The sequence below is a fragment of the Streptomyces monticola genome, from assembly GCF_042665355.1.
GTDB lineage: Bacteria > Actinomycetota > Actinomycetes > Streptomycetales > Streptomycetaceae > Streptomyces > Streptomyces monticola.
The window spans coordinates 171,848-196,155 of the sequence record NZ_JBHTCF010000008.1; the positions used below are offsets into that span (position 1 = coordinate 171,848).

A 24,308-nucleotide genomic window follows, 5' to 3' on the forward strand; every position below is an offset into this window, starting at 1 on the left:
CGCTGTGGCGGCCCCCCATAGTCTTGTGGGACGGGGGCCCCGCCCCCGCTTCTCTAGTGAAAGGTGCGGACCGGCGTGGCCGACCGTCTCATCGTCCGTGGCGCGCGCGAGCACAACCTCAAGAATGTCTCGCTCGACCTTCCGCGCGACTCGCTCATCGTCTTCACCGGTCTGTCCGGTTCGGGGAAGTCCTCGCTCGCGTTCGACACGATCTTCGCCGAGGGCCAGCGCCGGTACGTGGAGTCGCTCTCCTCGTACGCCCGGCAGTTCCTCGGCCAGATGGACAAGCCCGACGTCGACTTCATCGAGGGCCTCTCTCCGGCCGTCTCCATCGACCAGAAGTCCACCTCGCGCAACCCGCGCTCCACAGTCGGCACCATCACCGAGGTCTACGACTATCTGCGCCTGCTGTTCGCCCGCATCGGCAAGCCGCACTGTCCCGAGTGCGGCCGCCCCATCGCGCGCCAGTCCCCGCAGGCCATCGTCGACAAGGTCCTGGAGCTCCCCGAGGGCAGCCGTTTCCAGGTCCTCTCGCCGCTGGTGCGCGAGCGCAAGGGCGAGTTCGTCGACCTCTTCTCGGACCTGCAGACCAAGGGCTACAGCCGCGCGCGGGTGGACGGACAGACCATCCAGCTCTCCGAGCCGCCGAAGCTCAAGAAGCAGGAGAAGCACACCATCGAGGTGGTCGTCGACCGCCTCACTGTGAAGGACTCCGCCAAGCGCCGCCTCACCGACTCCGTGGAGACCGCGCTCGGGCTCTCCGGCGGCATGGTCGTGCTCGACTTCGTCGACCTCCCCGAGGGCGACCCGGAGCGCGAGCGGATGTACTCGGAGCACCTCTACTGCACGTACGACGACCTCTCCTTCGAAGAGCTCGAGCCCCGCTCCTTCTCGTTCAACTCGCCCTTCGGCGCCTGCCCCGACTGCACCGGCATCGGCACGCGCATGGAGGTCGACCCCGAGCTGATCGTGCCCGACGAGGACAAGTCCCTCGACGAAGGCGCCATCCACCCCTGGTCGCACGGCCACACCAAGGAGTACTTCGGCCGTCTCACCGGCGCCCTCGCCGACGCCCTGAGCTTCAGCACCGACACTCCTTGGGCGGCGCTCCCGCAGCGCGCCAAGAAGGCCCTGCTGCATGGCCACAAGACCCAGATCGAGGTCCGCTACCGCAACCGGTACGGAAGGGAGCGGGTCTACACCACGCCCTTCGAAGGCGCCGTCCCCTTCGTGAAGCGCCGGCACAGCGAGGCCGAGAGCGACGCCAGCCGTGAGCGCTTCGAGGGCTATATGCGCGAAGTGCCCTGCCCCACCTGTGAGGGCACGCGCCTCAAGCCGATCGTGCTCGCGGTCACCGTGATGGGGAAGTCCATCGCCGAGGTCTCCGCCATGTCCATCGCCGACTGCGCGGAGTTCCTGGCCGAGCTGACGCTCAACGCCCGCGACAAGAAGATCGCCGAGCGAGTCCTCAAGGAGGTCAACGAACGGCTGCGCTTCCTGGTCGACGTAGGCCTGGACTATCTCTCCCTGAACCGCGCCGCGGGCACCCTCTCCGGCGGCGAGGCCCAGCGCATCCGGCTCGCCACCCAGATCGGCTCCGGTCTCGTCGGCGTGCTCTATGTCCTGGACGAGCCCTCCATCGGCCTGCACCAGCGCGACAACCACCGCCTCATCGAGACGCTGGTCCGCCTGCGCGACATGGGCAACACCCTGATCGTCGTCGAGCACGACGAGGACACCATCAAGGTCGCCGACTGGGTCGTCGACATCGGCCCCGGCGCCGGTGAGCACGGCGGCAAGGTCGTCCACAGCGGCCCCTTGAAGGAGCTCCTGAAGAACGCCGAGTCGATGACCGGGCAGTACCTCGCGGGCAAGAAGTCCATCCCCGTGCCCGACATCCGGCGGCCCGCCGACCCGGCCCGCCGCCTCACCGTGCACGGCGCCCGGGAGAACAACCTCCAGGACATCGACGTCGCCTTCCCCCTCGGTGTGCTCACCGCCGTCACCGGAGTCTCCGGATCCGGTAAGTCGACGCTGGTCAACGACATCCTGTACACCCACCTGGCGCGCGAGCTGAACGGCGCCCGCAATGTGCCGGGGCGGCACACGCGCGTGGACGGCGACGACCTGGTCGACAAGGTCGTGCACGTCGACCAGTCGCCCATCGGCCGTACGCCCCGCTCCAACCCGGCGACGTACACCGGAGTCTTCGACCACGTCCGCAAGCTCTTCGCCGAGACCACCGAGGCGAAGGTCCGCGGCTATATGCCCGGACGCTTCTCCTTCAACGTGAAGGGCGGCCGCTGCGAGAACTGCTCGGGCGACGGCACCATCAAGATCGAGATGAACTTCCTGCCGGATGTGTACGTGCCGTGCGAGGTGTGCCACGGCGCGCGCTACAACCGCGAGACCCTGGAAGTGCACTACAAGGGCAAGTCCATCGCCGAGGTCCTGGACATGCCCATCGAGCAGGCCCTCGACTTCTTCGAGGCGGTGCCCACCATCGCGCGCCACCTCAAGACGCTCAACGAAGTCGGCCTGGGGTACGTCAGACTGGGCCAGTCCGCGCCCACGCTCTCCGGCGGTGAGGCCCAGCGCGTCAAGCTCGCCAGCGAGCTGCAGAAGCGCTCCACAGGCCGCACCGTGTACGTCCTGGACGAGCCGACCACCGGTCTGCACTTCGAGGACATCAGCAAGCTGATCAACGTCCTGTCCGGCCTGGTCGACAAGGGCAACACCGTCATCGTCATCGAGCACAACCTCGACGTCATCAAGACCGCCGACTGGGTCGTCGACATGGGCCCCGAGGGCGGCAGCGGCGGCGGTCTCGTCATCGCCGAGGGCACACCGGAGCAGGTCGCCGGGATCCCGGCGAGCCACACCGGCAAGTTCCTGCGCGACATCATCGCGGCAGACCGGATCAGCGACGCGAGTGTGCCCGCGGCGCGGAGCAGGGCGAAGGCCCAGGCCAAGAAGACAGTGGCGGCGAAGACGGGTACCGCCGCCGCGAAGAAGACGGTCTCGGCGAAGACCTCGGCGAAGACCTCGGCGAAGACCGGCGCGGCCGCGAAGAAGACGGCCAAGGCCCCTGCGAAGAAGGGGGCCCGGGCGCGTAAGGCCTGACCGTGAGTGTCCCTTCCCGGGACCGGGGCGGGGGGCCCACCCCTCCCCGGGACCCGGGGGGACCGTCGATCGGTCCCGCTTCACGCGCACCCGCACCCCGCCCGGCCTAGCGTGGACCCATGTACAACCTGGGGCGGCATGTCGAAAACGCGGCAGGCAAGGTCGTGGCCTTCGCCCGGCACCCCGTCAAGGACCGCCCCGACGAGAGCTTTCTCGTCCGTCGCTGGCCGGATCTGACCGCCACCTGTGTCGCCACCGTCTTCTTCTGGCTGTCGCTGACACCGTCCCTCGTGCCCAGGCCCTGGCTGCTGCAGGGCGTCATCGGCGGTATCACCGCCGCGATCGGATACGCCGTCGGCTCGGTGCTGAGCTCCCTCTTCCGCGCCGTCGTCCACAGACGTCCGAGCGAGCGCACCCGTATGCGCTGCTGGCAGGTGTACTGGGTGCTCAGCCCCGTCATGGCGGTCTGGCTGATCTCGGAGAGCGCACACATGCAGCGGCAACTGCGTGCCCTGCAGGGGCTGCCGCCCTCCCTGACCTGGCACACCCCGATGATCGCGCTCATCGCCGTGGCGATCTGGCTGCTGATCCTCCTGGCCGCTCGCGCCATCAGGCTCGGTTCGAGCAAGCTGATCCACGGGCTCGACAAGCTGCTTCCGCGCCCCGTCGCCGTCGGCATCGGACTGCTGCTCAGCGCGATGATCGTCACCGTCGGACTGCGCGATGTGGTCTTCGACCGGGGCGTCATCGACGTGGCCGACCGGATCGCGAAAGCCACCAACTTCGGTACCAAGGAAGGCATCGGCAAGCCCACCTCCCGCTTTGTGTCGGGCGGCCCCGACTCCCTGATCCGCTGGCAGGACCTGGGCCTTCAGGGGCGTAACTTCACGGGCTCCGCCCTGACGAGCGAGAAGATCACCGACCACACCGGACGGCCCGCCAAGGATCCCGTGCGCGTCTACATCAGCTCGTCCGCGCCCGAGGCCTTCAGCGAGGACGAACCCTTCAAGGCACAGGCGCAGCTCGCCGTAAGGGAGTTGAAGCGGACCGGGGCGTTCGACCGCAAGGTTCTGGCCATCGCCGGAACCACAGGTTCCGGCTGGATCGACGCCAATGTCGCCGAGTCACTGGAGTACATGTACGGCGGTGACACCGCGATGGTCGCCGTCCAGTACTCGTATCTGCCGAGCTGGGTCTCCTTCCTGGTCGACAAGGAGAAGGCGGGGGAGGCCACCCGTGAGCTGGTTTCGGCGGTACGCGAGGAACTCGCCGCGCTGCCCGCCGACCGCCGCCCCAAGCTGGCCGTCACCGGTGAGAGCCTCGGCGGCTATGCGATCGAGGACTCCTTCGGCAGCGTCGACGCACTCCTGCGGGGCACCGACGGCGCGCTGCTCCTCGGCGTACCGAACTTCTCGCCCGTGTCCGAAGAGCTCCGCGCCCGGCGCGACGAGGGCAGCCCGGTGTGGCGGCCGCAGTTCGAGGACGGCCGGAACGTGCGGTTCGCGCAGTTCCCCGAGAAGGATCTGAAGCGGCCGCCCGCCGCGTGGGGCCACCCGCGCGTGGTGTATCTGCAGAACGCCTCGGATCCCATCGTCTGGTGGTCGCCCGACCTGCTGTTCAAGCGCCCCCAGTGGCTGAACAAGCCGCTCGGCCCCGACATCACCCCGGAGATCAACTGGTTCCCGTTCGTGGGCTTCTGGCAGACCACGGTGGACATGGCGGTCTCGTACGGGGTCGACGCACCGCACGGCCACCGCTACGGCGCCGGCTCGGTGGACGGCTGGGCCGCCGTGCTGCCCCCCGAGGGCTGGACGGACCGGGACACCGAGCGGCTGCGGGAGTTCATCGCGGGACGCAAGACGCCGTACTGACGCTCCGGACGGCGCTGTACCGGTCATGTGCACGGCGCCCACCGGCCTCACCGGCCCTATCGGCCCCACCAGTCCTACCGGCCCCACCGGTTCTACCCGTCCCACCGGTTCCACCCGTCCCACCGTCGGACGCAGCGATCTGTGCCGGTATCGTCGGGTGCGTCACCGACGCCCCTGAGCACCTCTGACCACCTCTGACCAGTGGAGACTCCATGTCCGGCAAGGCCGCAGCCCGTCGCACCGTCCTGAAAGGGGCCGCCCTCGCGGGAACGGCGGGACTCGGAGTCGCGGCCTGCTCGACCGAGTCGAAGGTGGGGCACGCCAAGACCCCCACGCCCACCGCGCCCGTCGACCTCGGTGACGCCGAGGCCGTCCCGGCCGACGGAGTGAAGCTGTACCGCGAGGAGCGCCTGGTCGTCAGCCGCTCCGCCGACGGTGAGTACAAGGCGTTCAGCGCCCAGTGCACACACGCCGGGTGCGTCCTCGACAAGATCGAGAAGGACGAGGGCAACTGCCCCTGCCACGGCAGCCGTTTCGATGTGCGCACCGGTGAGGTACTCAAGGGCCCGGCCACGGTGCCGCTGCCGAAGGTGCCGGTGCGTACGACCAAGGACGGCAAGCTGATCGCGGGCCCGGACGCCTGAGGTCCGGCTCCCGGCTCACGAGGGAGCAGGCCTCACTCCCAGTCCCATCCGATCCCCAGAATCCCGCCCCGCACCTGCGGCTCCACCAGATGTACGGAGCGGTGCTGGCCGTTCAGGGTGAGGTCATGGCGGGCCGAGCGCGGCGCTGTCGCCGAGTGCTGGGCGAAGCGGTGGCAGCGCACCGGCAGCGCGTCGGCGTCGAAGCGCACCTGCAGCGCGTACTGGCCGCCCGTGAAGCTGAAGCCACGGACGTACTCGCTGCTCGGGCCCGCCGTGCCGTCCTCGAAGCCGTAGCGGAACAGATGGGTGTCGCCGGCGCGGAGACGGGCGTCGAAGAGCAGTTCGGTGATCAGCATCCCGGACTCGTGGTGCCAACGCACCCGCCCCGTACGGCAGTTCTCCAGGGCGCGCACCGTCACCCGGTCCGGCGCGCAGCCCGGGTCGCCGTGGTAGATGGCCACATAGCGGTCCACGCCGTCACGGTGTGCGCGCACGATGTGCTGGGAGTCCCGGCCGAGCAGTTCACGCGCCGCGCCGATGCGGACCCGCTCATGGTGGCCGACGGTGTGCAGTCCGCCGTCGAGGGGTGACTCCAGTTCCCCCAAGAGCGTCTCCAGGACACCGGACACATCGAGCAGGGAGCGGTACGAACGGGTCGGCGGCCGTTCCGTCTCCGGGCCGCCGCGCTCAAGGAGACGAAGCAGTGACTCCTCCGGCAGCTGCAGCACCTGCTCCAGCACGCGCACGGCTCGCAGCGACTCGGGGCGCTGCGGCTTGCGCGCCCCCTGCTGCCAGTAACTCAGGCTGGTCACACCGACCTTGACGCCGCGGTTGGCGAGATGGTGCTGGACGCGGTGCAGCGGAAGGCCGCGTACGCTGATGGCTGCGCGCAGAGCGACATGGAACGGTCCGCTGCGCAGTGCCGACGCCAGCTCGGCGCCGTCCTGGGTGTACTGGATGCTCCGCATGCCCGCCGCCCCTCCCTGTGCCCCTGCACTTCGTGCCGCATACCGCGTACCGCGTGTCGCATACTGCGTGCCGCGTGCCGTGCGTCCCGGACCTCGGCGCTCCTGTGAACATTCACGGCTGCCTCATCGCCGGTGGCTGCTCAAGGGCGCTGTGGCCTGGTCGGCGCGTTGCCGCGTTCACTTGCGTACACCCCTGTTCACGGTCCGCGCCACCCCGCATTGAAGCGTGTTGACCTGCACTCGACAACACCCGATGCTCCTCCCAGCGTCCGGACGCGCTCCTCCACCCCACACCCCCCGCCTTCGGGAGGAACGCGATGCGCAACCGAAAGAGACGGCTGCTCGCCGCGGCCGCGATCGCCACAGCGGCGGTCTTCGCCGCACCCACGGCCCAGGCGGACTCCGCCGCACCCATGACGAACCCCGCCGTACCCACGGCCCAGGAGGAACCGGCCTCGGCCGACTCCTCCTCCCTCTCCTCCTCCGTAGTCGCCGCGAAGCGTCTGAACATCACGATGCAGGCGCAGCAGAAGTCCAACTGGTGCTGGGCGGCGGCCGGGAACACCATCGCCGCCTACCTCGGCAAGAACTACTCGCAGAACCAGTTCTGCAACGCCGCCTTCAACCGCCAGCAGGGCACCGAATGCCCCAACAACCAGGCCACCTTGGGCAATGTGCAGACCGCCCTGCGATGGATGGGCGTGAACCAGGGCTCGTACGTCAGCGGCTGGCTGCGCTACTCGACCGTGCAGACGGAAGTGAACGCCAACCGGCCCGTGGAGACCCGTATCCAGTGGTCCAACGGCGGTGGCCACATGCATGTGATCTACGGCTACGACGACGCCCGCAGCTGGGTGTACTGGGGCGACCCCTGGCCCTCGAGCGACCGCTACAACTGGGCCTCGCACTCCTGGTACGTGAACAACAGCACCTTCTCCTGGACCCACTCGCTCTACCGGATCGGGGCGTGAGCGCGATGATGACCCGACACGCTCCCGCGCGAGCGGTCCTCGCCGGTTCCGCCGCCGTCCTGCTGCTCGGCCTCGCCGCGCCGAACGCCGCCGCCACGCCGGACACCATCGCCCCGGACAGCACCGCACCGAGTGCCACACCCGCCGGGGACGACGCCCCGAGCACCGCCGCCCGGGCCGCCGCGCACGAGGCCGCCGGGGCGCCCGCCACGCTGGACACCCTGTCCCGCTTCTTCTCGCGCGAGGGTGCCGTCACGAAGGCGGCCGCCGACCCGCGCGTCCAGGGCCGGGCCGCCGTGCCCGTGTACTACCTGTCGCCGGAGTTCGTCGCCGGCGAGAAGGGCGCCCCTGTGGCACGCCTGGAGTTCCTCGCCAGCAAGGCGGTCTCGTCCGACGGCCAGGAGGCCTCGCTGTGGACCGTGAAACAGGGCGGTGAGTGGCAGGTGGTCAATATCGCGACCGGGGACGACGAGACGCACTACGCGCGCGTGGGCGCCGACAAGCTGCCCGGCGGCAGGGTCTTCCACGAGCCGCAGATCGACGCCTGGTACGTCGAGCGCCACGCGCGCGTGCTCCCCATCGACAAGGACGCGGCCCAGGCCATCGGCTCCGCGGGTACCTCACTGTCCGCCTACCAGAAGCGAGTTGAGCGGGCCTACGGCGACAAGCTGCCCGGCTCCGCGTACGCCGAGTCCGGCAAGGCGGGCGGCTACGCGCCGCGGCCCGCCGCTCCGCCGCCCGAAGCCCGGGACGACGCTCCGCCCGCTGCGCAGGGCGACGCTCCGGCCGCCGCCACGCGCGCGCAGGCCGTCGCCACCCGCGCCCAGGGCGGCACCGGCGTCGACCCGGCGCTGACGGTGGCCTCTGCGGCGGCCGGTCTCGGCGCGGCCTGTGCCCTCGCGCTCGGCGCCGCCCGGGCCGTCCGCGTACGCCGCAGGAACACGGCCGGCTGACGGCCCTTCGAGCCCCGCGATGCCGCCCGCCTCCCCGCGGCGGCATCGCGGTGCCCCGCCCCGCCTGTCGGTCCCCGCCAGTAGGGTGAGGGGCATGGCAGACCCCTCCACCTACCGCCCCAAGCCGGGACAGATCCCCGACTCTCCCGGGGTCTACAAATTCCGCGACGAGCACCGCCGGGTGATCTACGTCGGGAAGGCCAAGAGTCTGCGCCAGCGCCTCGCCAACTACTTCCAGGACCTGGCGAATCTGCACCCGCGCACCCGCTCGATGGTGACGACCGCCGCGTCCGTCGAGTGGACCGTGGTCTCCACCGAGGTCGAGGCGCTGCAGCTGGAGTACACCTGGATCAAGGAGTTCGACCCGCGGTTCAACGTCAAGTACCGCGACGACAAGAGCTATCCCTACCTCGCTGTCACCCTCAATGAGGAGTTCCCGAGGGTCCAGGTCATGCGCGGCGCCAAGAAGAAGGGCGTCCGCTACTTCGGTCCGTACGGCCATGCGTGGGCGATCCGCGAGACCGTCGACCTGATGCTGCGCGTCTTCCCCGTACGCACCTGCTCCGCGGGAGTGTTCAAGAACGCCGCCCGCACCGGCCGCCCCTGCCTGCTCGGTTACATCGGCAAGTGCGCGGCCCCCTGCGTGGGCCGCGTCAGCGCCGAGGACCACCGTGAACTGGCCGAGGACTTCTGCGACTTCATGGCCGGCCGCACGGGTGCGTATCTGCGCCGCCTCGAGAAGGACATGACGGCGGCCGCGGAGGAGATGGAGTACGAGCGGGCGGCCCGGCTGCGCGACGACATAGAGGCGCTCAAGCGCGCCATGGAGAAGAGCGCCGTAGTCCTCGCGGATGACACGGACGCCGACCTGATCGCCCTCGCCGAGGACGAGCTGGAGGCGGCCGTGCAGATCTTCCACGTCCGCGGCGGCAGGGTGCGCGGTCAGCGCGGCTGGGTCACGGACAAGGTCGAGGCCGTCACCACGGCCGACCTGGTCGAGCACGCGGTGCAGCAGCTCTACGGCGAGGAGAGCGGCGACGCCGTGCCCAGGGAGGTCCTGGTGCCCGCGCTGCCCGACCCGGTGGCCCCCGTACAGGAGTGGCTCGCCGAGCGCCGCGGCAGCGGTGTCGATCTGCGGGTGCCGCAGCGCGGTGACAAGCGTGCCCTCATGGAGACGGTGCAGCGCAATGCCCAGCAGGCGCTCGTCCTGCACAAGACCAAGCGCGCCTCCGACCTGACCACCCGCTCCCGCGCCCTCGAGGAGATCGCCGCGGCCCTCGACCTGGACGGCGCGCCGCTGCGTATCGAGTGCTTCGACATCTCGCACCTGCAGGGCGACGACGTGGTGGCGTCCATGGTGGTCTTCGAGGACGGCCTGGCCCGCAAGAGCGAGTACCGGCGCTTCCAGATCAAGAGCTTCGAGGGCCAGGACGACGTCCGCTCGATGCACGAGGTGATCACCCGCCGCTTCCGGCGCTATCTCGCCGAGAAGGAGAAGACGGGGGAGTGGGCCGAGGAGTCCTCGGAAGGGGGGCTCACCGAGGAGGACGGCCGCCCCAAGAAGTTCGCGTACCCGCCCCAGCTCATCGTCGTCGACGGCGGCCAGCCGCAGGTGGCGGCCGCCAAGCGGGCCATGGACGAGCTGGGTGTCGACGACGTCGCGGTGTGCGGTCTCGCCAAGCGTCTGGAGGAGGTCTGGCTGCCGGACGAGGAGGATCCGGTGGTCCTGCCGCGCTCCAGCGAAGGCCTGTATCTGCTCCAGCGTGTACGGGACGAGGCGCACCGTTTCGCCATCAGGTATCAGCGCACCAAGCGGACGAAGCGCTTCCGCGCGAGTCCCCTCGATGCCGTGCCCGGCCTGGGCGAAACCCGTAAGCAAGCGCTCATCAAGCACTTCGGTTCGGTGAAAAAGCTGCGATCCGCCACAATTGAGCAGATCTGCGAGGTGCCCGGGATAGGTCGCAAGACGGCCGAGACGATCGCCGCGGCCTTCGCCGGGGCGGCCCCGGCCGCTCCCGCGGTGAACACCGCGACCGGAGAGATCATTGAAGACGAGGCACCCGCACACGCGGACGCCTCGCAGAACGAGGCGCCCGCACCGGCGGAAGCTTCGCAGGGTGAGGGACCCGCATCGGCGGATCCCTCGCCGGACGGGGTACCCGCGACAGCGGAGACCCCGCAGGACGGGGCAGCCGCACCGGCGGAGACCTCGCAGGACGGGGCAGCCGCGACGGCGGACGCCCCGGAGGCCCCCGTGCCCACGGGAGCCTCGGAGAGACGGGGGCAGGAAACATGACCGAGCACGACGAAGACGGAGCACAGGTGAGTACGGGCACCACCATCGAGCCCGGCGAAGCAGCCGAGGCGGCGATCCCCGAGCTGGTGATCATTTCCGGTATGTCCGGCGCGGGCCGCTCCACGGCGGCCAAGTGCCTGGAGGACCTCGGCTGGTTCGTGGTCGACAACCTGCCGCCCGCGCTGATCCCCACCATGGTGGAGCTCGGCGCCCGCTCGCAGGGCAATGTGGCGCGTATCGCGGTCGTCGTGGACGTCCGCGGCCGGCGCTTCTTCGACAACCTCCGGGAGTCCCTCGCGGACCTGGAGTCCAAGAACGTCACGCGGCGGATCGTCTTCCTGGAGTCCTCCGACGAGGCCCTGGTGCGCCGCTTCGAGTCGGTGCGCCGCCCGCACCCGCTGCAGGGCGACGGCCGGATCACCGACGGCATCGAGGCCGAGCGCGACCTGCTGCGCGAGCTGCGCGGCGACGCCGACCTGGTGATCGACACCTCGAGCCTCAACGTGCACGAGCTGCGCGCCAAGATGGACGCCCAGTTCGCGGGCGACGAAGAGCCCGAACTGCGCGCCACGGTGATGTCGTTCGGCTACAAGTACGGCCTGCCGGTCGACGCCGACCTGGTTGTCGACTGCCGCTTCCTGCCCAACCCGCACTGGGTCCCGGAGCTGCGCCCGTACACCGGCCTCAATGAGGAGGTCTCGGGCTATGTCTTCAACCAGCCGGGCGCCAAGGAGTTCCTCAACCAGTACTCCGAGCTGCTCCAGCTGATCGCGACGGGCTACCGCCGCGAGGGCAAGCGCTATGTGACCATCGCTGTCGGCTGCACCGGCGGCAAGCACCGCTCCGTCGCCATGTCGGAGAAGCTCGCCGCCCGCCTCGCCACCGAGGGCGTGGAGACCGTCGTCGTCCACCGGGACATGGGGCGCGAGTGAGTCCCCGAGCCCGACGGGTCCGGATCGCCCGCATCAGCCGCAGGCGGTCCGCCCAGCCCAAGGTCGTCGCGCTCGGTGGCGGTATGGGCCTGTCGGCCTCGCTCACCGCGCTGCGCCGGATCACCGGTGACCTCACCGCTGTGGTGACCGTCGCCGACGACGGCGGCTCCAGCGGCCGGCTGCGCGACGAGCTCGGTGTGCTGCCCCCCGGCGATCTGCGCAAGGCCCTCGCCGCGCTGTGCGGCGACGACGACTGGGGCCAGACCTGGTCCCGCGTCATCCAGCACCGCTTCCAGTCCAAGGGCGATCTGCACGAACACGCGGTCGGCAATCTGCTGATCGTCGCCCTGTGGGAGCAGCTCGGCGACCACGTCCAGGCCCTCGACCTGGTCGGCAAGCTCCTGGGCGCGCACGGCCGGGTGCTGCCCATGTCGGCGGTGCCGCTCGAACTGCAGGCCCTGGTCCGCGGCCACCACCCGGACCGGCCGGACGACGTCGACACGGTGCGCGGCCAGGCCACCGTGGCGCTCACCCCGGGCGAGGTGCAGTCCGTGCACCTCGTCCCGCACGACCCGCCCGCCGTGCCCGAGGCCGTCGCCGCGGTGCTCGACGCGGACTGGGTGGTGCTCGGTCCCGGGTCCTGGTTCTCCTCGGTGATCCCGCATCTTCTGGTGCCGGAACTGCTCGACGCGCTCACCGAGACCAAGGCCCGCAAAGTCCTCTCGCTCAACCTCGCGCCGCAACCCGGAGAAACCGATGGCTTCTCACCGCAGCGTCATTTGGAGGTTTTGGGACGACACGCCCCTAAACTCGCCCTGGACGTGGTGCTGGCCGATGAGGCCGCCGTGCCCGACCGCGACAGTCTGACCGATGCAGCCAAGCGTCTCGGAGCCGCGGTCGAGCTGGCCCCTGTGGCCAGGACCGACGGTTCTCCGACGCACGACCCGGAGCTGTTGGCCGCCGCGTACGACCGTATTTTTCGGATGCATGGAAGGATCGGCCCATGGCGATGACGGCAGCGGTGAAGGACGAAATCTCCCGGCTTCCCGTCACCCGGACCTGCTGCAGGAAGGCGGAGGTCTCGGCGATTCTTCGGTTCGCGGGAGGCCTCCACCTGGTCAGCGGCCGCATTGTGATCGAGGCGGAGCTGGACACGGCCATGGCGGCCCGCAGGCTCAAGAAGGACATTCTGGAGATCTTCGGGCACAGCTCGGAGCTGATGGTGATGGCCGCGGGCGGACTGCGGCGCGGCTCGCGTTATGTCGTACGCGTCGTCGCGGGCGGTGATCAACTGGCGCGCCAGACCGGCCTGGTGGACGGCCGCGGCCGCCCCATCCGCGGGCTGCCGCCACAGGTCGTCTCCGGCGCCACCTGTGACGCGGAGGCCGCGTGGCGGGGCGCGTTCCTGGCCCACGGCTCGCTGACGGAGCCGGGCCGCTCCTCCTCGCTCGAGGTGACCTGCCCGGGCCCGGAGGCGGCGCTCGCCCTGGTCGGCGCGGCCCGCCGGCTCTCCATCGCGGGCAAGGCCCGTGAGGTGCGCGGCGTGGACCGTGTGGTCGTCCGTGACGGTGACGCGATCGGTGCCCTGCTGACCCGGCTCGGCGCCCACGAGTCGGTGCTGGCCTGGGAAGAGCGCCGGATGCGCCGGGAGGTGCGGGCCACCGCCAACCGCCTGGCCAACTTCGACGACGCCAATCTGCGCCGCTCCGCGCGGGCCGCGGTCGCCGCGGGCGCCCGGGTGCAGCGCGCCCTGGAGATCCTCGGTGACGAGGTGCCCGAGCACCTCGCGGCCGCGGGCCGGCTCCGTATGGAGCACAAGCAGGCCTCGCTCGAGGAGCTGGGCGCGCTCGCCGACCCGCCGCTGACCAAGGACGCGGTCGCGGGCCGGATCCGCCGTCTCCTGGCGATGGCCGACAAGCGGGCGCAGGACCTGGGGATTCCGGGTACGGAGTCCAACATCACGGAGGAGATGGCCGACAACATGGTCGGCTGACCCTCCCCGGGGCGGACCGCAGCGCCGCACCCGCACGCATCCCAGCACAGAAGCCGTCGGTGTCCGGATCTCTCCGGACACCGACGGCTTTTCTGTACGGTCATGGCCCATCCGCCATATTGACATGATCATGCTGCCTCACGAGCCTGGGCGTCCGCGCACAAATGTGCGGACAACCGCAAGGGGGGCTCATGAGACGAAACGAAGGCCGGAAACCCGGCCGGAGAGCCGGCGCGAGAGCAGTCATCGCCGCAGCCGCGCTGCTGGTCGGAGGCCTGCTCTCGGCACCACTGGCCCAGGCCGAGGCGCCGTCGGCGGACGATCCCGCGGCCGACGCCGTGAAGGTCTTCCGCGCCGAGGTCACCAAGGAGCAGGTGCCGCTGCTCCTCAAGGCCGGGCAGGACGCCCACGAACTGTCCGAGCAGGCGCCGGAGAAGGGCACCGCCACCGTCGAGGTGTACCTGACCGACACCCAGGCGGGGAAGCTGCGGAAACAGGGCGTCGACCTCGCCGAGCACAAGATCTCCGCCAGGGCCGAGGACCGGCTGAAGGCCGCGGGGGACGGCGTCTTCAGGCCGTACGGCGGAAAGGGCGGACTCAAGGAGGAGATCGTCAGGACCGGGCAGGCCCACCCCGGCCTCACCAAGGTCGTCTCCATCGGCAAGTCGCTCAAGGGCGAGGACATCCTCGCGCTCAAGCTCACCAAGGGCGCCAAGAAGGTGAAGGACGGCTCCAAGCCGAGCGTCCTGTACCTCTCCAACCAGCACGCCCGTGAGTGGATCACGCCGGAGATGACCCGGCGCCTGATGCACCACTACCTCGACGGCTACGGCAAGGACGAGCGGATCACGAAGCTCGTCGACTCGACCGAGCTGTGGTTCGTGCTCTCCGCCAACCCCGACGGCTACGACTACACCTTCACGCCCGACGGCCGGCAGTGGCGCAAGAACATGCGCGACAACGACAAGGACGGCACCCACACCGCCGCCGACGGCGTCGACCTCAACCGCAACTTCGCCTACAAGTGGGGTTACGACAACGAGGGTTCGTCCCCCGACTTCTCCTCCGAGACCTACCGCGGCACGGCCGCGCTGTCCGAGCCCGAGACCGTCGCCCTCGACCGCTTCCAGAAGCGCATCGGTTTCGCGTACGGCATCAACTACCACTCCGCGGCCGAGCTGATCCTCTACGGCGTCGGCTGGCAGGTCGCCATGCCGACCCCTGACGACGTGCTCTACAAGGCGCTCGCCGGCACGCCCGAGAACCCCGCGATCCCCGGCTACCGGCCGCAGGTCGCCTCGGAGCTCTACACCACCAACGGCGAGGCCGACGGCCACGCCGGCAATGTCAACGGCATCGCCATGTTCACCCCGGAGCTGTCCACCTGCCAGACCGTGTCGAACCTCGACCCGAACGACGCCTGGAAGGCCGAGGACTGCGCGTCGATCTTCACGTTCCCGGACGACGAGAAGCTGATCCAGGACGAGTTCGCGAAGAACGTGCCCTTCGCGCTCGCCGTCGCCGAGTCCGCGACGCACCCCGACCAGCCGTCGTCGCCGGTCGGCATCGACGCCCCGGACTTCACACCTGACGCCTTCACCACTTCGTACGCCCGCGGAAGCGAGCAGGAAGTGGCGGTCACCGCGCGCAAGTCGGTGCGCGACAAGGAGCTCAACTACCGGATCAACGGCGGCCGTACCTGGGACCAGAAGCTGGAGCCCTGGGAGGGCGGCGAGACCTACGGCGGCGAGGACAACCTCTACTTCGACGAGTACCGGGCCGAGGTGGAAGAAGTCGATCCGGGTGACAAGGTCGAGGTCTGGTTCACCGGCCGGACGAAGCAGGGCAAGCCCACCGCCAGCGAGCACTTCACGTACACCGTCGCCGAACGCGGCAAGGGCGCGGTCCTCGTGGTCGCCGAAGAGGGCGCCGAGGCCAAGCACGCCCAGAAGTACGTCGACGCCCTCAAGTCGACCGGGCGCAACGCGGTGGTCTGGGACGTAGCCACACAGGGCGCCCCGCACCCCCTCGGCATCCTGAGCCACTTCTCCGCCGTCGTGCACTACACCGGCGACCCCGCACCCGGCGGCCCCACCCAACTCGCCCTGCGCGCCTACCTCAACGAGGGCGGCAAGCTGATCGAGGCCGGTGAGCGGGCGGGCGGCAACACCCGCATCGGCCGCGCGGTGTCCAATGACTTCGCGCAGTACTACCTCGGTGCCTACGAGCGCCTCGCCACGCCGGGCGCCACGTCCTTCACGGGCAGCGGCCCCCTCGCGGACACCGGCACGCCGCTCGCCGGAGCCGAGGGCAACCCGCTGGACAGCGCGGGCCGTTACACCGTCACCTCCGACTCGCTGCCGCCCGCGCAGTTCCCGCAGTTCAAGAGCGCGGCCGCGGGCTCGTACCCCGGCACGGTCAATCCGTACGCCCCCCGCACGGGCACCGGAATGGCCTCCGCCACCCACAACGACCGCGACTGGAAGCGGCTGACCCGCACCCTCGACCTGACCGGGGTCACCGCGGCCGACGCGCCCGAACTGCGTCTCGCCCTCAACTGGAACACCGAACCCGGCTACGACCACGCGGTGCTCGAAGCGCACACCGTGGGCGCCGAGGACTGGACGACGCTGCCCGACAAGGGCGGCAGCACCTCGATGACCGTGCCCGAGGAGTGCGAGGCCGGGTACTTCATCGCGGGCCATCCCTTCCTGCGCCACTATCTGACGCAGACCGCGGGCGGCTGCACCGCCTCCGGAACGAGCGGCGCCTGGAACAGCTTCACCGGCTCGTCCGGCGGCTGGAAGCAGGTCGCCTTCGACCTGAGCGCCTACGCCGGAAAGAAGGTCGAGCTGTCCTTGAGCTCGATCACCGACCCGGGCAGCGGCGGCCGCGGTGTCTTCGCCGACGACGTCTCCTTTGTGGCCGGCGGGGCCGCCCGTGAGACCGAGGGCTTCGAGAGCTCCCTCGGTCTGTGGACCGCCGCCGGCGCTCCGGCCGGAAGTCCTCAGATCACAGGCGATTGGTCCAGGACCGGAGAGCTTTACCGGCCCTTCGCCGCGGTCACTGCGCGTGACAGTGTGCTGCTCGGATTCGGTCTCGAACACGTCCCCGGCAGCGCCGACCGGGCCCGTCTTCTGGGCAAGGCGCTGACCTCGCTGCGCCGCTGACGCTGTGTGACGAGGACCTAGGTCCCGGCGGCCCGTGCTGCTCAGATGAGCATGGGCCGCCGCGACCCGGACGGACCCGCTCGATGTCACCCGAACGTCTCGGGAGAGGTAGGGTCGGAGGCGGTCGGGGACATCCCATACAGCTCGCCGGCGGACAGACCGGCGTACCAACGAGGAGATCGGTTCGTGACGATCCGCGTAGGCATTAATGGCTTCGGTCGCATCGGCCGCAACTACTTCCGGGCGCTTCTGGAGCAGGGTGCGGATATCGAGGTCGTAGCGGTCAACGACCTGGGTGACACCGCGACCACGGCGCACCTGCTGAAGTACGACACCATCCTGGGCCGGCTCAAGGCCGAGGTGACCCACACCGAGGACACCATCACCGTCGACGGTCACACCATCAAGGTGCTGTCCGAGCGCAACCCGGCCGACATCCCGTGGGGTCAGCTGGGCGTCGACATCGTGATCGAGTCCACCGGCATCTTCACCAAGAAGGAAGACGCCGCGAAGCACATCGCCGGCGGCGCGAAGAAGGTCCTCATCTCGGCTCCGGCCAAGGACGAGGACATCACCATCGTGATGGGCGTCAACCAGGACAAGTACGACGTGGCGAACCACCACGTCATCTCCAACGCCTCCTGCACCACCAACTGCGTGGCGCCGATGGCCAAGGTTCTCGACGAGAACTTCGGCATCGTCAAGGGCCTGATGACGACCGTGCACGCGTACACGAACGACCAGCGCATCCTGGACTTCCCGCACAAGGACCTGCGCCGCGCCCGTGCCGCCGCGGAGAACATCATTCCGACCACCACCGGTGCCGCGAAGGCCACCGCCCTGGTGCTCCCGCAGCTGAAGGGCAAGCTGGACGGCATCGCCATGCGCGTTCCGGTCCCGACCGGCTCGGCCACCGACCTGGTCGTCGAGCTCGGCCGTGAGGTCACCAAGGACGAGGTCAACGCCGCGTTCAAGAAGGCCGCCGACGGCGAGCTCAAGGGCTACCTGTACTACACCGAGGACCCGATCGTGTCCTCGGACATCGTCAGCGACCCGGCCTCCTGCACCTTCGACTCCTCCATGACCATGGTCCAGGAGGGCAAGACGGTGAAGATCCTCGGCTGGTACGACAACGAGTGGGGCTACTCCAACCGACTCGTCGACCTCACCACCTTCGTCGGTGGCCAGCTCTGATCCGTCGCTGATACGGACAGGCACCTCGATGTGAGCTACGGGGCTCGGGCAGCGCAACTCAGCGCCGTCCGGGCCCCGTAGCTGTTGCTTGTAGCTTCCAAGGAGTCCTTGAGTCATGAAGACGATCGACGAACTTCTCACCGAAGGGGTCGCCGGCAAGCGGGTCTTCGTCCGCGCCGACCTCAACGTGCCGCTGGACGGCACCACCATCACCGACGACGGCCGTATCCGCGCCGTACAGCCCACCGTGCAGGCCCTGGCCGAAGCGGGCGCACGCGTGATCGTCGCCTCGCACCTGGGTCGCCCCAAGGGCGCCCCGGACCCGGCCTCCTCGCTCGCCCCCGCCGCCAAGCGGCTCGGCGAACTCCTCGGCGCCGACGTGGCGTTCGCGACCGACACGGTCGGCGAGTCCGCCAAGTCCGTGGTCGCGGGTCTCACCGACGGCCAGGTCGCCGTCATCGAGAACCTGCGCTTCAACGCCGGTGAGACCGCCAAGGACGACGCCGAGCGCGGCGCCTTCGCCGACCAGCTCGCCGAGCTCGCCGACGTGTACGTGGGCGACGGCTTCGGCGCCGTGCACCGCAAGCACGCCTCGGTGTTCGACCTGCCGGCCCGACTGCCGCACGCCGCCGGCTACTTGATCGCCAAGGAGGTCAGCGTCCTCAAGAAGCTGACCGAGGAGGTCAAGCGCCCCTACACCGTGGTGCTCGGCGGCGCCAAGGTCTCCGACAAGCTCGCCGTCATCGACGAGCTGCTCGGCAAGGCCGACCGCCTCCTCATCGGCGGCGGCATGGCGTACACCTTCCTCAAGGCCAAGGGCTACGAGGTCGGCATCTCGCTGCTGCAGGAGGACCAGGTCCCGACGGTCAAGGAGTACATGGACCGCGCCGAGAAGAACGGCGTTGAGCTCGTGCTCCCGGTGGACGTCCTGGTCTCCACCGAGTTCCCCGACCTGAAGACGAAGGCCCCGGCGGACTTCGACACCGTCGACGCGGACAAGATCCCCGCGGACAAGGAGGGCCTGGACATCGGCCCCAAGTCCCGTGAGCTGTTCGCCTCGAAGATCACCGACGCCGAGACGGTGTTCTGGAACGGCCCCGTCGGCGTCGCCGAGCACCCCGACTACGCTGGCGGCACGACCGCAGTCGCACAGGCCCTGCTCGACAGCAAGGGCTTCACGGTGGTCGGCGGTGGCGACTCCGCCGCCGCCGTCCGCAACCTGGGCTTCGACGAGACGAAGTTCGGCCATATTTCGACCGGTGGCGGTGCCTCCCTCGAATACCTCGAGGGCAAGACCCTGCCCGGCCTCGCCGCACTGGAGGACTGACCCTTAATGAGCACGCGTACGCCCCTGATGGCGGGCAACTGGAAGATGAACCTCAACCACCTCGAGGCCATCGCGCACGTCCAGAAGCTCGCCTTCGCGCTCGCCGACAAGGACTACGAGGCCGTCGAGGTCGCCGTTCTGCCGCCCTTCACCGACCTGCGCTCCGTGCAGACCCTGGTCGACGGCGACAAGCTCAAGATCAAGTACGGCGCCCAGGACATCTCGGCGCACGACTCCGGCGCGTACACCGGCGAGATCTCGGGCCCGATGCTGTCCAAGCTGAAGTGCACGTACGTGGCCATCGGCCACAGCGAGCGCCGTCAGTACCACAACGAGACCGACGAGCTCTGCAACGCCAAGGTGAAGGCCGCCTTCAAGCACGGCCTGACCCCGATCCTGTGCGTCGGTGAGGGCCTGGACATCCGCAAGGCCGGGCAGCAGGTCCAGTACACGCTGAACCAGCTCGACGGCGCCCTCAAGGAGGTCCCGGCCGAGCAGGCCGAGTCCATCGTGATCGCGTACGAGCCGGTGTGGGCCATCGGCACCGGCGAGGTCGCCACCCCCGAGGACGCCCAGGAGGTCTGCGGCGCCATCCGTGGCCGGCTCGCCGAGCTGTACGACCAGGAGCTCGCCGACAAGGTGCGCATCCAGTACGGCGGCTCCGTGAAGTCCGGCAATGTCGCCGCGATCATGGCGCAGGCCGATGTGGACGGCGCCCTGATCGGTGGCGCGGCCCTGGACGCCGACGAGTTCGTCAAGATCGTCCGCTTCCGCGACCAGTGAGTATGCGGTAGAGCGGATCCGTCGTACCCTTGCGGGGGCCTGAGGCTCAATTCCGAGCCCGGGCCCCCGTCGTCCGTACACGTCCGAGGAAGTTGGTTCAGCCGTGGTTATGGGGTTCTCGATTGCCCTGATCGTCTTCAGCGGGCTGCTCATGCTGCTCGTGCTGATGCACAAGGGCAAGGGCGGTGGCCTCTCCGACATGTTCGGTGGCGGTATGCAGTCCTCCGTGGGCGGCTCCTCGGTGGCCGAGCGCAACCTCGACCGGATCACCGTCGTGGTCGGTCTGCTCTGGTTCGCCTGCATTGTCGTGCTCGGTCTGCTGATGAAGCTGGACAGCTGACGCGTTATCGCTGTCCGGCTTTGACGTAACTCTTGCCGCACGGCTTTTATGCGCGGCTTATCATGGCCGTGCGTCTTCGAGGTGGGGGTGTAACTCCAATCACTGGACGCGCGTTGGGCCTTACGTAGACTGGGGCACCCGCGGCGCAGCCGCCGGTTAGACGCTGTGCAGCACTGTTACGCAGGGAGTTACGACCGTGGCAAGTGGCAACGCGATCCGAGGAAGTCGGGTCGGAGCGGGGCCGATGGGCGAGGCCGAGCGGGGCGAGTCCGCGCCGCGCCTGCGCATCTCCTTCTGGTGCTCCAACGGGCACGAGACGCAGCCGAGCTTCGCCAGCGACGCGCAGGTCCCGGAAACCTGGGACTGTCCGCGCTGCGGATTCCCGGCCGGGCAGGACCGGGACAACCCACCGGACCCGCCGCGCACCGAGCCGTACAAGACACACCTCGCGTATGTGCGCGAGCGGCGCAGCGACGCGGACGGCGAGGCCATTCTCGCCGAGGCCCTGGCCAAACTCCGGGGCGAAATCTAGAAGTTGAGAACCGGCCGGACACCTTCGGGTGCTCCGGCCGGTGCTGTTTTGCGCCGCGTCCCGGGCTCGTCCCCGGCGCGGCACCGATTGTCAGTGCTGCCCCGTACGGTCTTGAAGCAGCGGACCAAAAGGGGGAGTTGTGCCGGCAGTCGAAGCAGTGCGGTCACAGGCGCCGTCGTGGCGCGGCGGATTCGGGCGGCTGTGGACCGCCGCGGTCGTCTCGCGCTTCGGTGACGCCCTGCGGATCGCCGCGCTGCCGCTGCTCGCCGCCTCGCTGACGGACAAGCCGCTGCTCGTCGCCCTCGTCACCGCCTCCGGCTATCTGCCGTGGATCCTCTTCGGCCTGGTGGGCGGCGCGGTGGCGGACCGGGTCGACCAGCGCCGGGCGATGTGGGTCGTCGATCTCGTACGGGGACTGCTGCTCGCCGCCTTCGCCGTGGCCGTCGCCCAGGGCGCGGCGACGATCGGGCTGCTCATCGTCCTGGCCTTCGCCCTGACCACCCTCCAGACGCTCTTCGACAACGCCGCCACGGCCCTCCTGCCCGCCCTGGTGGATGCCGGGGGCCTGGGCAGTGCGAACGCCCGTCTGCAGACCGGACAGCAGGTCGCGGGCGCCTTTCTCGCGACGCCGCTGGTGCCCGTGCTGCTCGCTCTGGGCGCCGCGATGCCCTATGCGGCGGACGCGGCCACCTATCTGCTCGCCGCGGCCCTCATCGCCTCCCTGCCGGTCAGCGCTTCGCGCGCGGGGGCGCGGGGCGGTCTCCACGGCACCCTGCGCGCCGACATCGCCGAGGGCCTGCGGGTGCTGTGGCGGGACCGGACGCTGCGCGGCCTGTGCGTGGCGACCACGCTGTGCAACATCGGCATCGGCGGCCTCATCGCCACTCTCGTCCTGCTCGTCACCGGCAGGCTCGGCGGGAGCGAGACGGCGTACGCCCTGTGTCTGTCGGCGTACGGCGTGGGCAGTGTCGTCGGCGGCTTCTGCGCGAGCCGGGTGGAGCGGCGCCTCGGCCGAATACGGAGCGTGTTCCTCGCGGGCAGCGTGCAGATCGTGCCGCTGCTCGTCATCGGCACGGCCCACAGCGTCCGGGCGGTGGCCGCGAGCTTTGTCGTCTTCGGGTTCATGGGCATGGTGTGGAACGTGAACCAGGTGACCCTCATGCAGCAGCGCGCCCCCGTGGCCATGCTCGGCCGCATCAGCGCCGCCTTCCGCACTCTGTCCCTGGGCGGCGCCCCGCTGGGAGCGCTGCTCGGCGGGGCTCTCGCGGCGGCGTGGGGACTGAACACCCCGGCGTTGTTCGCGGCCGCGCTCTTCGTGCTCGCGGTCGCCGCGCTGTTGCCCGCGCTCAAGTCCGCCGCCACTTGTCCTTAAGTCGGCCGACAGGGGACAGACAGCTCATACCGCTCCCTGATCAATTAGGTTGGGAGGGCAGCGGGGAAGTTCGCAGGCTTAGGGCAGAGAGAAGGCTGAAGTCCGAGATGAACGCAGCAAGCCGCACCAGGCTCAACCAGTTGCCGGAGTGGACGGCACTCGCCAAACACCGGGAGCAGCTCGGCGATGCGCACCTGCGTGAGCTGTTCGCCGCGGACCCCGACCGTGGCGGCGGTTACACCCTGCAGATCGGCGATCTGCACATCGACTACTCCAAGCACCTGGTCACGGACGAGACCCTGCAGCTTCTGCGGGAGCTGGCCGCGGCCACCGATGTCGCCGGGCTCAGGGACGCCATGTTCCGCGGTGACAAGATCAACACCACTGAGGACCGCGCCGTCCTGCACACCGCCCTTCGCGCCCCGCGCGACGCGGTGATCGAGGTCGACGGGGCGAACGTGGTGCCGGATGTGCACGCCGTGCTCGACAAGATGAGCGCCTTCTCCGACAAGGTCCGCTCCGGCGAGTGGACGGGCCACACGGGCAAGCGCATCAAGAACGTCGTGAACATCGGCATCGGCGGCTCCGACCTGGGCCCTGCGATGGCGTACGAGGTGCTGCGCTCCTTCACTGCGCGTGAGCTCACGTTCCGCTTCGTCTCCAATGTCGACGGGGCCGATCTGCACGAGGCCGTAAGGGACTTGGACCCGGCGGAGACGCTGTTCATCATCGCCTCCAAGACCTTCACCACGATCGAGACGATCACCAACGCCACCTCGGCGCGCGACTGGCTCCTGAGCGGTCTGCGGGCCGGGCAGGAGGCCGTCGCCAAGCACTTCGTGGCGCTCTCCACGAACGGCGAGAAGGTCTCGGACTTCGGTATCGACACGGCCAACATGTTCGAGTTCTGGGACTGGGTGGGCGGCCGTTACTCCTATGACTCGGCGATCGGCCTGTCCTTGATGATCGCCATCGGCCCGGAGAAGTTCCGCGAGATGCTCGACGGCTTCCACCTCGTCGACGAGCACTTCCGCACGGCGCCCGCGGAGGCCAACGCACCGCTGCTGATGGGCCTGTTGGGCGTCTGGTACGGCGCGTTCTTCGACGCCCAGTCGCACGCGGTCCTGCCGTACTCGCACTACCTGTCCAAGTTCACCGCGTATCTGCAGCAGCTGGACATGGAGTCCAACGGCAAGTCGGTGGACCGTGACGGCAACCCGGTGGAGTGGCAGACCGGACCCGTGGTGTGGGGCACGCCGGGCACCAACGGGCAGCACGCGTACTACCAGTTGATCCACCAGGGCACCAAGGTCATCCCGGCCGACTTCATCGGCTTCGCCGAGCCGGTCGCCGATCTGCTGCCCGGTCTCGTCGCCCAGCACGACCTGCTGATGGCCAACTTCTTCGCCCAGACCCAGGCTCTGGCCTTCGGCAAGACGCCGGACGAGGTGCGGGCCGAGGGCGTTCCTGAGGAGCTGGTCGCGCACAAGACGTTCCAGGGCAACCACCCGACGACCACGATCCTCGCCGGTGAGCTCACGCCGTCCGTGCTCGGGCAGCTGATCGCCCTCTATGAGCACAAGGTGTTCGTGCAGGGCGCGATCTGGAACATCGACTCCTTCGACCAGTGGGGTGTCGAGCTCGGCAAGGTGCTCGCCAAGCGGGTGGAGCCGGCCCTGACGGAGGGGGCCGAGGTGCCGGGGCTCGACGCGTCGTCGAAGGCCCTGGTCGCCAAGTACCGGGAGCTGCGCGGGCGTTGAGGCGCAGAAAAGGGGCGGGACCGGGGATTTCCTCCCCGGTCCCGCCCCTTCCCGTAACGTCCTCAATCTCCCCCAGCTA

General features: G+C 69.5%; 18 protein-coding genes. 17 read left to right on the forward strand and 1 reads right to left on the reverse strand.

Annotated features, from left to right (window positions below):
* The first annotated feature begins 75 nt into the window (after window positions 1-75).
* The 3 genes from uvrA to ACFQVC_RS20410 all read left to right on the forward strand — a co-directional run bounded on the left by uvrA (window position 76) and on the right by ACFQVC_RS20410 (window position 5,638).
* Window positions 76-3,123, forward strand: a complete 3,048-nt coding sequence (gene uvrA / locus ACFQVC_RS20400) for an excinuclease ABC subunit UvrA (RefSeq protein ID WP_381831977.1) — start codon at window positions 76-78, stop codon at window positions 3,121-3,123.
* Window positions 3,124-3,242: 119 nt separating this feature from the next.
* Complete coding sequence (locus ACFQVC_RS20405) at window positions 3,243-4,994, forward strand: alpha/beta hydrolase (protein WP_381831979.1); 1,752 nt, start codon at window positions 3,243-3,245, stop codon at window positions 4,992-4,994.
* Between the two features lie 212 nt (window positions 4,995-5,206).
* Window positions 5,207-5,638, forward strand: coding sequence for a Rieske (2Fe-2S) protein (locus ACFQVC_RS20410; protein WP_381831981.1), 432 nt, complete (start codon window positions 5,207-5,209; stop codon window positions 5,636-5,638).
* 32 nt (window positions 5,639-5,670) lie between these two features.
* Here ACFQVC_RS20410 and ACFQVC_RS20415 read toward each other — a convergent pair whose 3' ends face one another.
* Window positions 5,671-6,606: a hypothetical protein gene (locus ACFQVC_RS20415; RefSeq protein ID WP_381831983.1), complete on the reverse strand. Its 936-nt coding sequence runs from the start codon at window positions 6,604-6,606 to the stop codon at window positions 5,671-5,673.
* 317 nt (window positions 6,607-6,923) lie between these two features.
* On the opposite strand from ACFQVC_RS20415, the gene ACFQVC_RS20420 reads away from it, so the two are divergent.
* The 14 genes from ACFQVC_RS20420 to pgi all read left to right on the forward strand — a co-directional run bounded on the left by ACFQVC_RS20420 (window position 6,924) and on the right by pgi (window position 24,229).
* Window positions 6,924-7,577 (forward strand): papain-like cysteine protease family protein, encoded by a 654-nt coding sequence (locus tag ACFQVC_RS20420; RefSeq protein WP_381831984.1) that lies wholly within the window; start codon window positions 6,924-6,926, stop codon window positions 7,575-7,577.
* A 5-nt stretch (window positions 7,578-7,582) separates the two neighbouring features.
* On the forward strand, window positions 7,583-8,530 hold the full coding sequence (locus ACFQVC_RS20425; protein WP_381831986.1) for a hypothetical protein: 948 nt from the start codon (window positions 7,583-7,585) through the stop codon (window positions 8,528-8,530).
* A 94-nt stretch (window positions 8,531-8,624) separates the two neighbouring features.
* Window positions 8,625-10,826: an excinuclease ABC subunit UvrC gene (uvrC, locus tag ACFQVC_RS20430; protein ID WP_381831988.1), complete on the forward strand. Its 2,202-nt coding sequence runs from the start codon at window positions 8,625-8,627 to the stop codon at window positions 10,824-10,826.
* Window positions 10,823-11,758, forward strand: coding sequence for an RNase adapter RapZ (rapZ, locus tag ACFQVC_RS20435; RefSeq protein WP_381831990.1), 936 nt, complete (start codon window positions 10,823-10,825; stop codon window positions 11,756-11,758). The genes uvrC and rapZ overlap by 4 nt, the downstream gene beginning before the upstream one ends.
* The gene (locus ACFQVC_RS20440; protein ID WP_381831992.1) at window positions 11,755-12,771 is read left to right on the forward strand and encodes a gluconeogenesis factor YvcK family protein; all 1,017 of its coding nucleotides are present in this window, start codon (window positions 11,755-11,757) and stop codon (window positions 12,769-12,771) included. The genes rapZ and ACFQVC_RS20440 overlap by 4 nt, the downstream gene beginning before the upstream one ends.
* Window positions 12,762-13,751 (forward strand): DNA-binding protein WhiA, encoded by a 990-nt coding sequence (gene whiA / locus ACFQVC_RS20445; protein WP_381831994.1) that lies wholly within the window; start codon window positions 12,762-12,764, stop codon window positions 13,749-13,751. Before ACFQVC_RS20440 ends, whiA begins: the two co-directional genes overlap by 10 nt.
* Window positions 13,752-13,942: 191 nt before the next feature.
* Entirely contained in the window at window positions 13,943-16,921 is a 2,979-nt protein-coding gene (locus ACFQVC_RS20450; RefSeq protein ID WP_381831995.1) for a M14 family metallopeptidase, read from the forward strand.
* Between the two features lie 186 nt (window positions 16,922-17,107).
* Window positions 17,108-18,115, forward strand: coding sequence for a type I glyceraldehyde-3-phosphate dehydrogenase (gene gap, locus ACFQVC_RS20455; RefSeq protein ID WP_381831996.1), 1,008 nt, complete (start codon window positions 17,108-17,110; stop codon window positions 18,113-18,115).
* Between the two features lie 115 nt (window positions 18,116-18,230).
* Entirely contained in the window at window positions 18,231-19,442 is a 1,212-nt protein-coding gene (locus ACFQVC_RS20460) for a phosphoglycerate kinase (protein ID WP_381831997.1), read from the forward strand.
* Window positions 19,443-19,448: 6 nt separating this feature from the next.
* Window positions 19,449-20,225: a triose-phosphate isomerase gene (gene tpiA / locus ACFQVC_RS20465; RefSeq protein WP_381831999.1), complete on the forward strand. Its 777-nt coding sequence runs from the start codon at window positions 19,449-19,451 to the stop codon at window positions 20,223-20,225.
* 109 nt (window positions 20,226-20,334) lie between these two features.
* Window positions 20,335-20,565: a preprotein translocase subunit SecG gene (secG, locus tag ACFQVC_RS20470; protein ID WP_282542781.1), complete on the forward strand. Its 231-nt coding sequence runs from the start codon at window positions 20,335-20,337 to the stop codon at window positions 20,563-20,565.
* 196 nt (window positions 20,566-20,761) lie between these two features.
* Window positions 20,762-21,097: an RNA polymerase-binding protein RbpA gene (locus tag ACFQVC_RS20475; protein ID WP_003976875.1), complete on the forward strand. Its 336-nt coding sequence runs from the start codon at window positions 20,762-20,764 to the stop codon at window positions 21,095-21,097.
* 139 nt (window positions 21,098-21,236) lie between these two features.
* Entirely contained in the window at window positions 21,237-22,469 is a 1,233-nt protein-coding gene (locus ACFQVC_RS20480) for an MFS transporter (protein WP_381832002.1), read from the forward strand.
* A 107-nt stretch (window positions 22,470-22,576) separates the two neighbouring features.
* Entirely contained in the window at window positions 22,577-24,229 is a 1,653-nt protein-coding gene (pgi, locus tag ACFQVC_RS20485; RefSeq protein WP_381832004.1) for a glucose-6-phosphate isomerase, read from the forward strand.
* Window positions 24,230-24,308: the final 79 nt, after the last annotated feature.

What these genes read in the sequence shown, in the direction of transcription:
- ACFQVC_RS20405 (WP_381831979.1), top strand. Translation starts at nt 3,243, where the DNA reads ATGTACAACCTGGGGCGGCATGTCGAAAACGCGGCAGGCAAGGTCGTG.
- ACFQVC_RS20410 (WP_381831981.1), top strand. Translation starts at nt 5,207, where the DNA reads ATGTCCGGCAAGGCCGCAGCCCGTCGCACCGTCCTGAAAGGGGCCGCC.
- ACFQVC_RS20415 (WP_381831983.1), bottom strand. Translation starts at nt 6,606, where the DNA reads ATGCGGAGCATCCAGTACACCCAGGACGGCGCCGAGCTGGCGTCGGCA.
- ACFQVC_RS20420 (WP_381831984.1), top strand. Translation starts at nt 6,924, where the DNA reads ATGCGCAACCGAAAGAGACGGCTGCTCGCCGCGGCCGCGATCGCCACA.
- ACFQVC_RS20425 (WP_381831986.1), top strand. Translation starts at nt 7,583, where the DNA reads ATGATGACCCGACACGCTCCCGCGCGAGCGGTCCTCGCCGGTTCCGCC.
- uvrC (WP_381831988.1), top strand. Translation starts at nt 8,625, where the DNA reads ATGGCAGACCCCTCCACCTACCGCCCCAAGCCGGGACAGATCCCCGAC.
- rapZ (WP_381831990.1), top strand. Translation starts at nt 10,823, where the DNA reads ATGACCGAGCACGACGAAGACGGAGCACAGGTGAGTACGGGCACCACC.
- whiA (WP_381831994.1), top strand. Translation starts at nt 12,762, where the DNA reads ATGGCGATGACGGCAGCGGTGAAGGACGAAATCTCCCGGCTTCCCGTC.
- ACFQVC_RS20450 (WP_381831995.1), top strand. Translation starts at nt 13,943, where the DNA reads ATGAGACGAAACGAAGGCCGGAAACCCGGCCGGAGAGCCGGCGCGAGA.
- ACFQVC_RS20460 (WP_381831997.1), top strand. Translation starts at nt 18,231, where the DNA reads ATGAAGACGATCGACGAACTTCTCACCGAAGGGGTCGCCGGCAAGCGG.
- tpiA (WP_381831999.1), top strand. Translation starts at nt 19,449, where the DNA reads ATGAGCACGCGTACGCCCCTGATGGCGGGCAACTGGAAGATGAACCTC.
- secG (WP_282542781.1), top strand. Translation starts at nt 20,335, where the DNA reads ATGGGGTTCTCGATTGCCCTGATCGTCTTCAGCGGGCTGCTCATGCTG.
- pgi (WP_381832004.1), top strand. Translation starts at nt 22,577, where the DNA reads ATGAACGCAGCAAGCCGCACCAGGCTCAACCAGTTGCCGGAGTGGACG.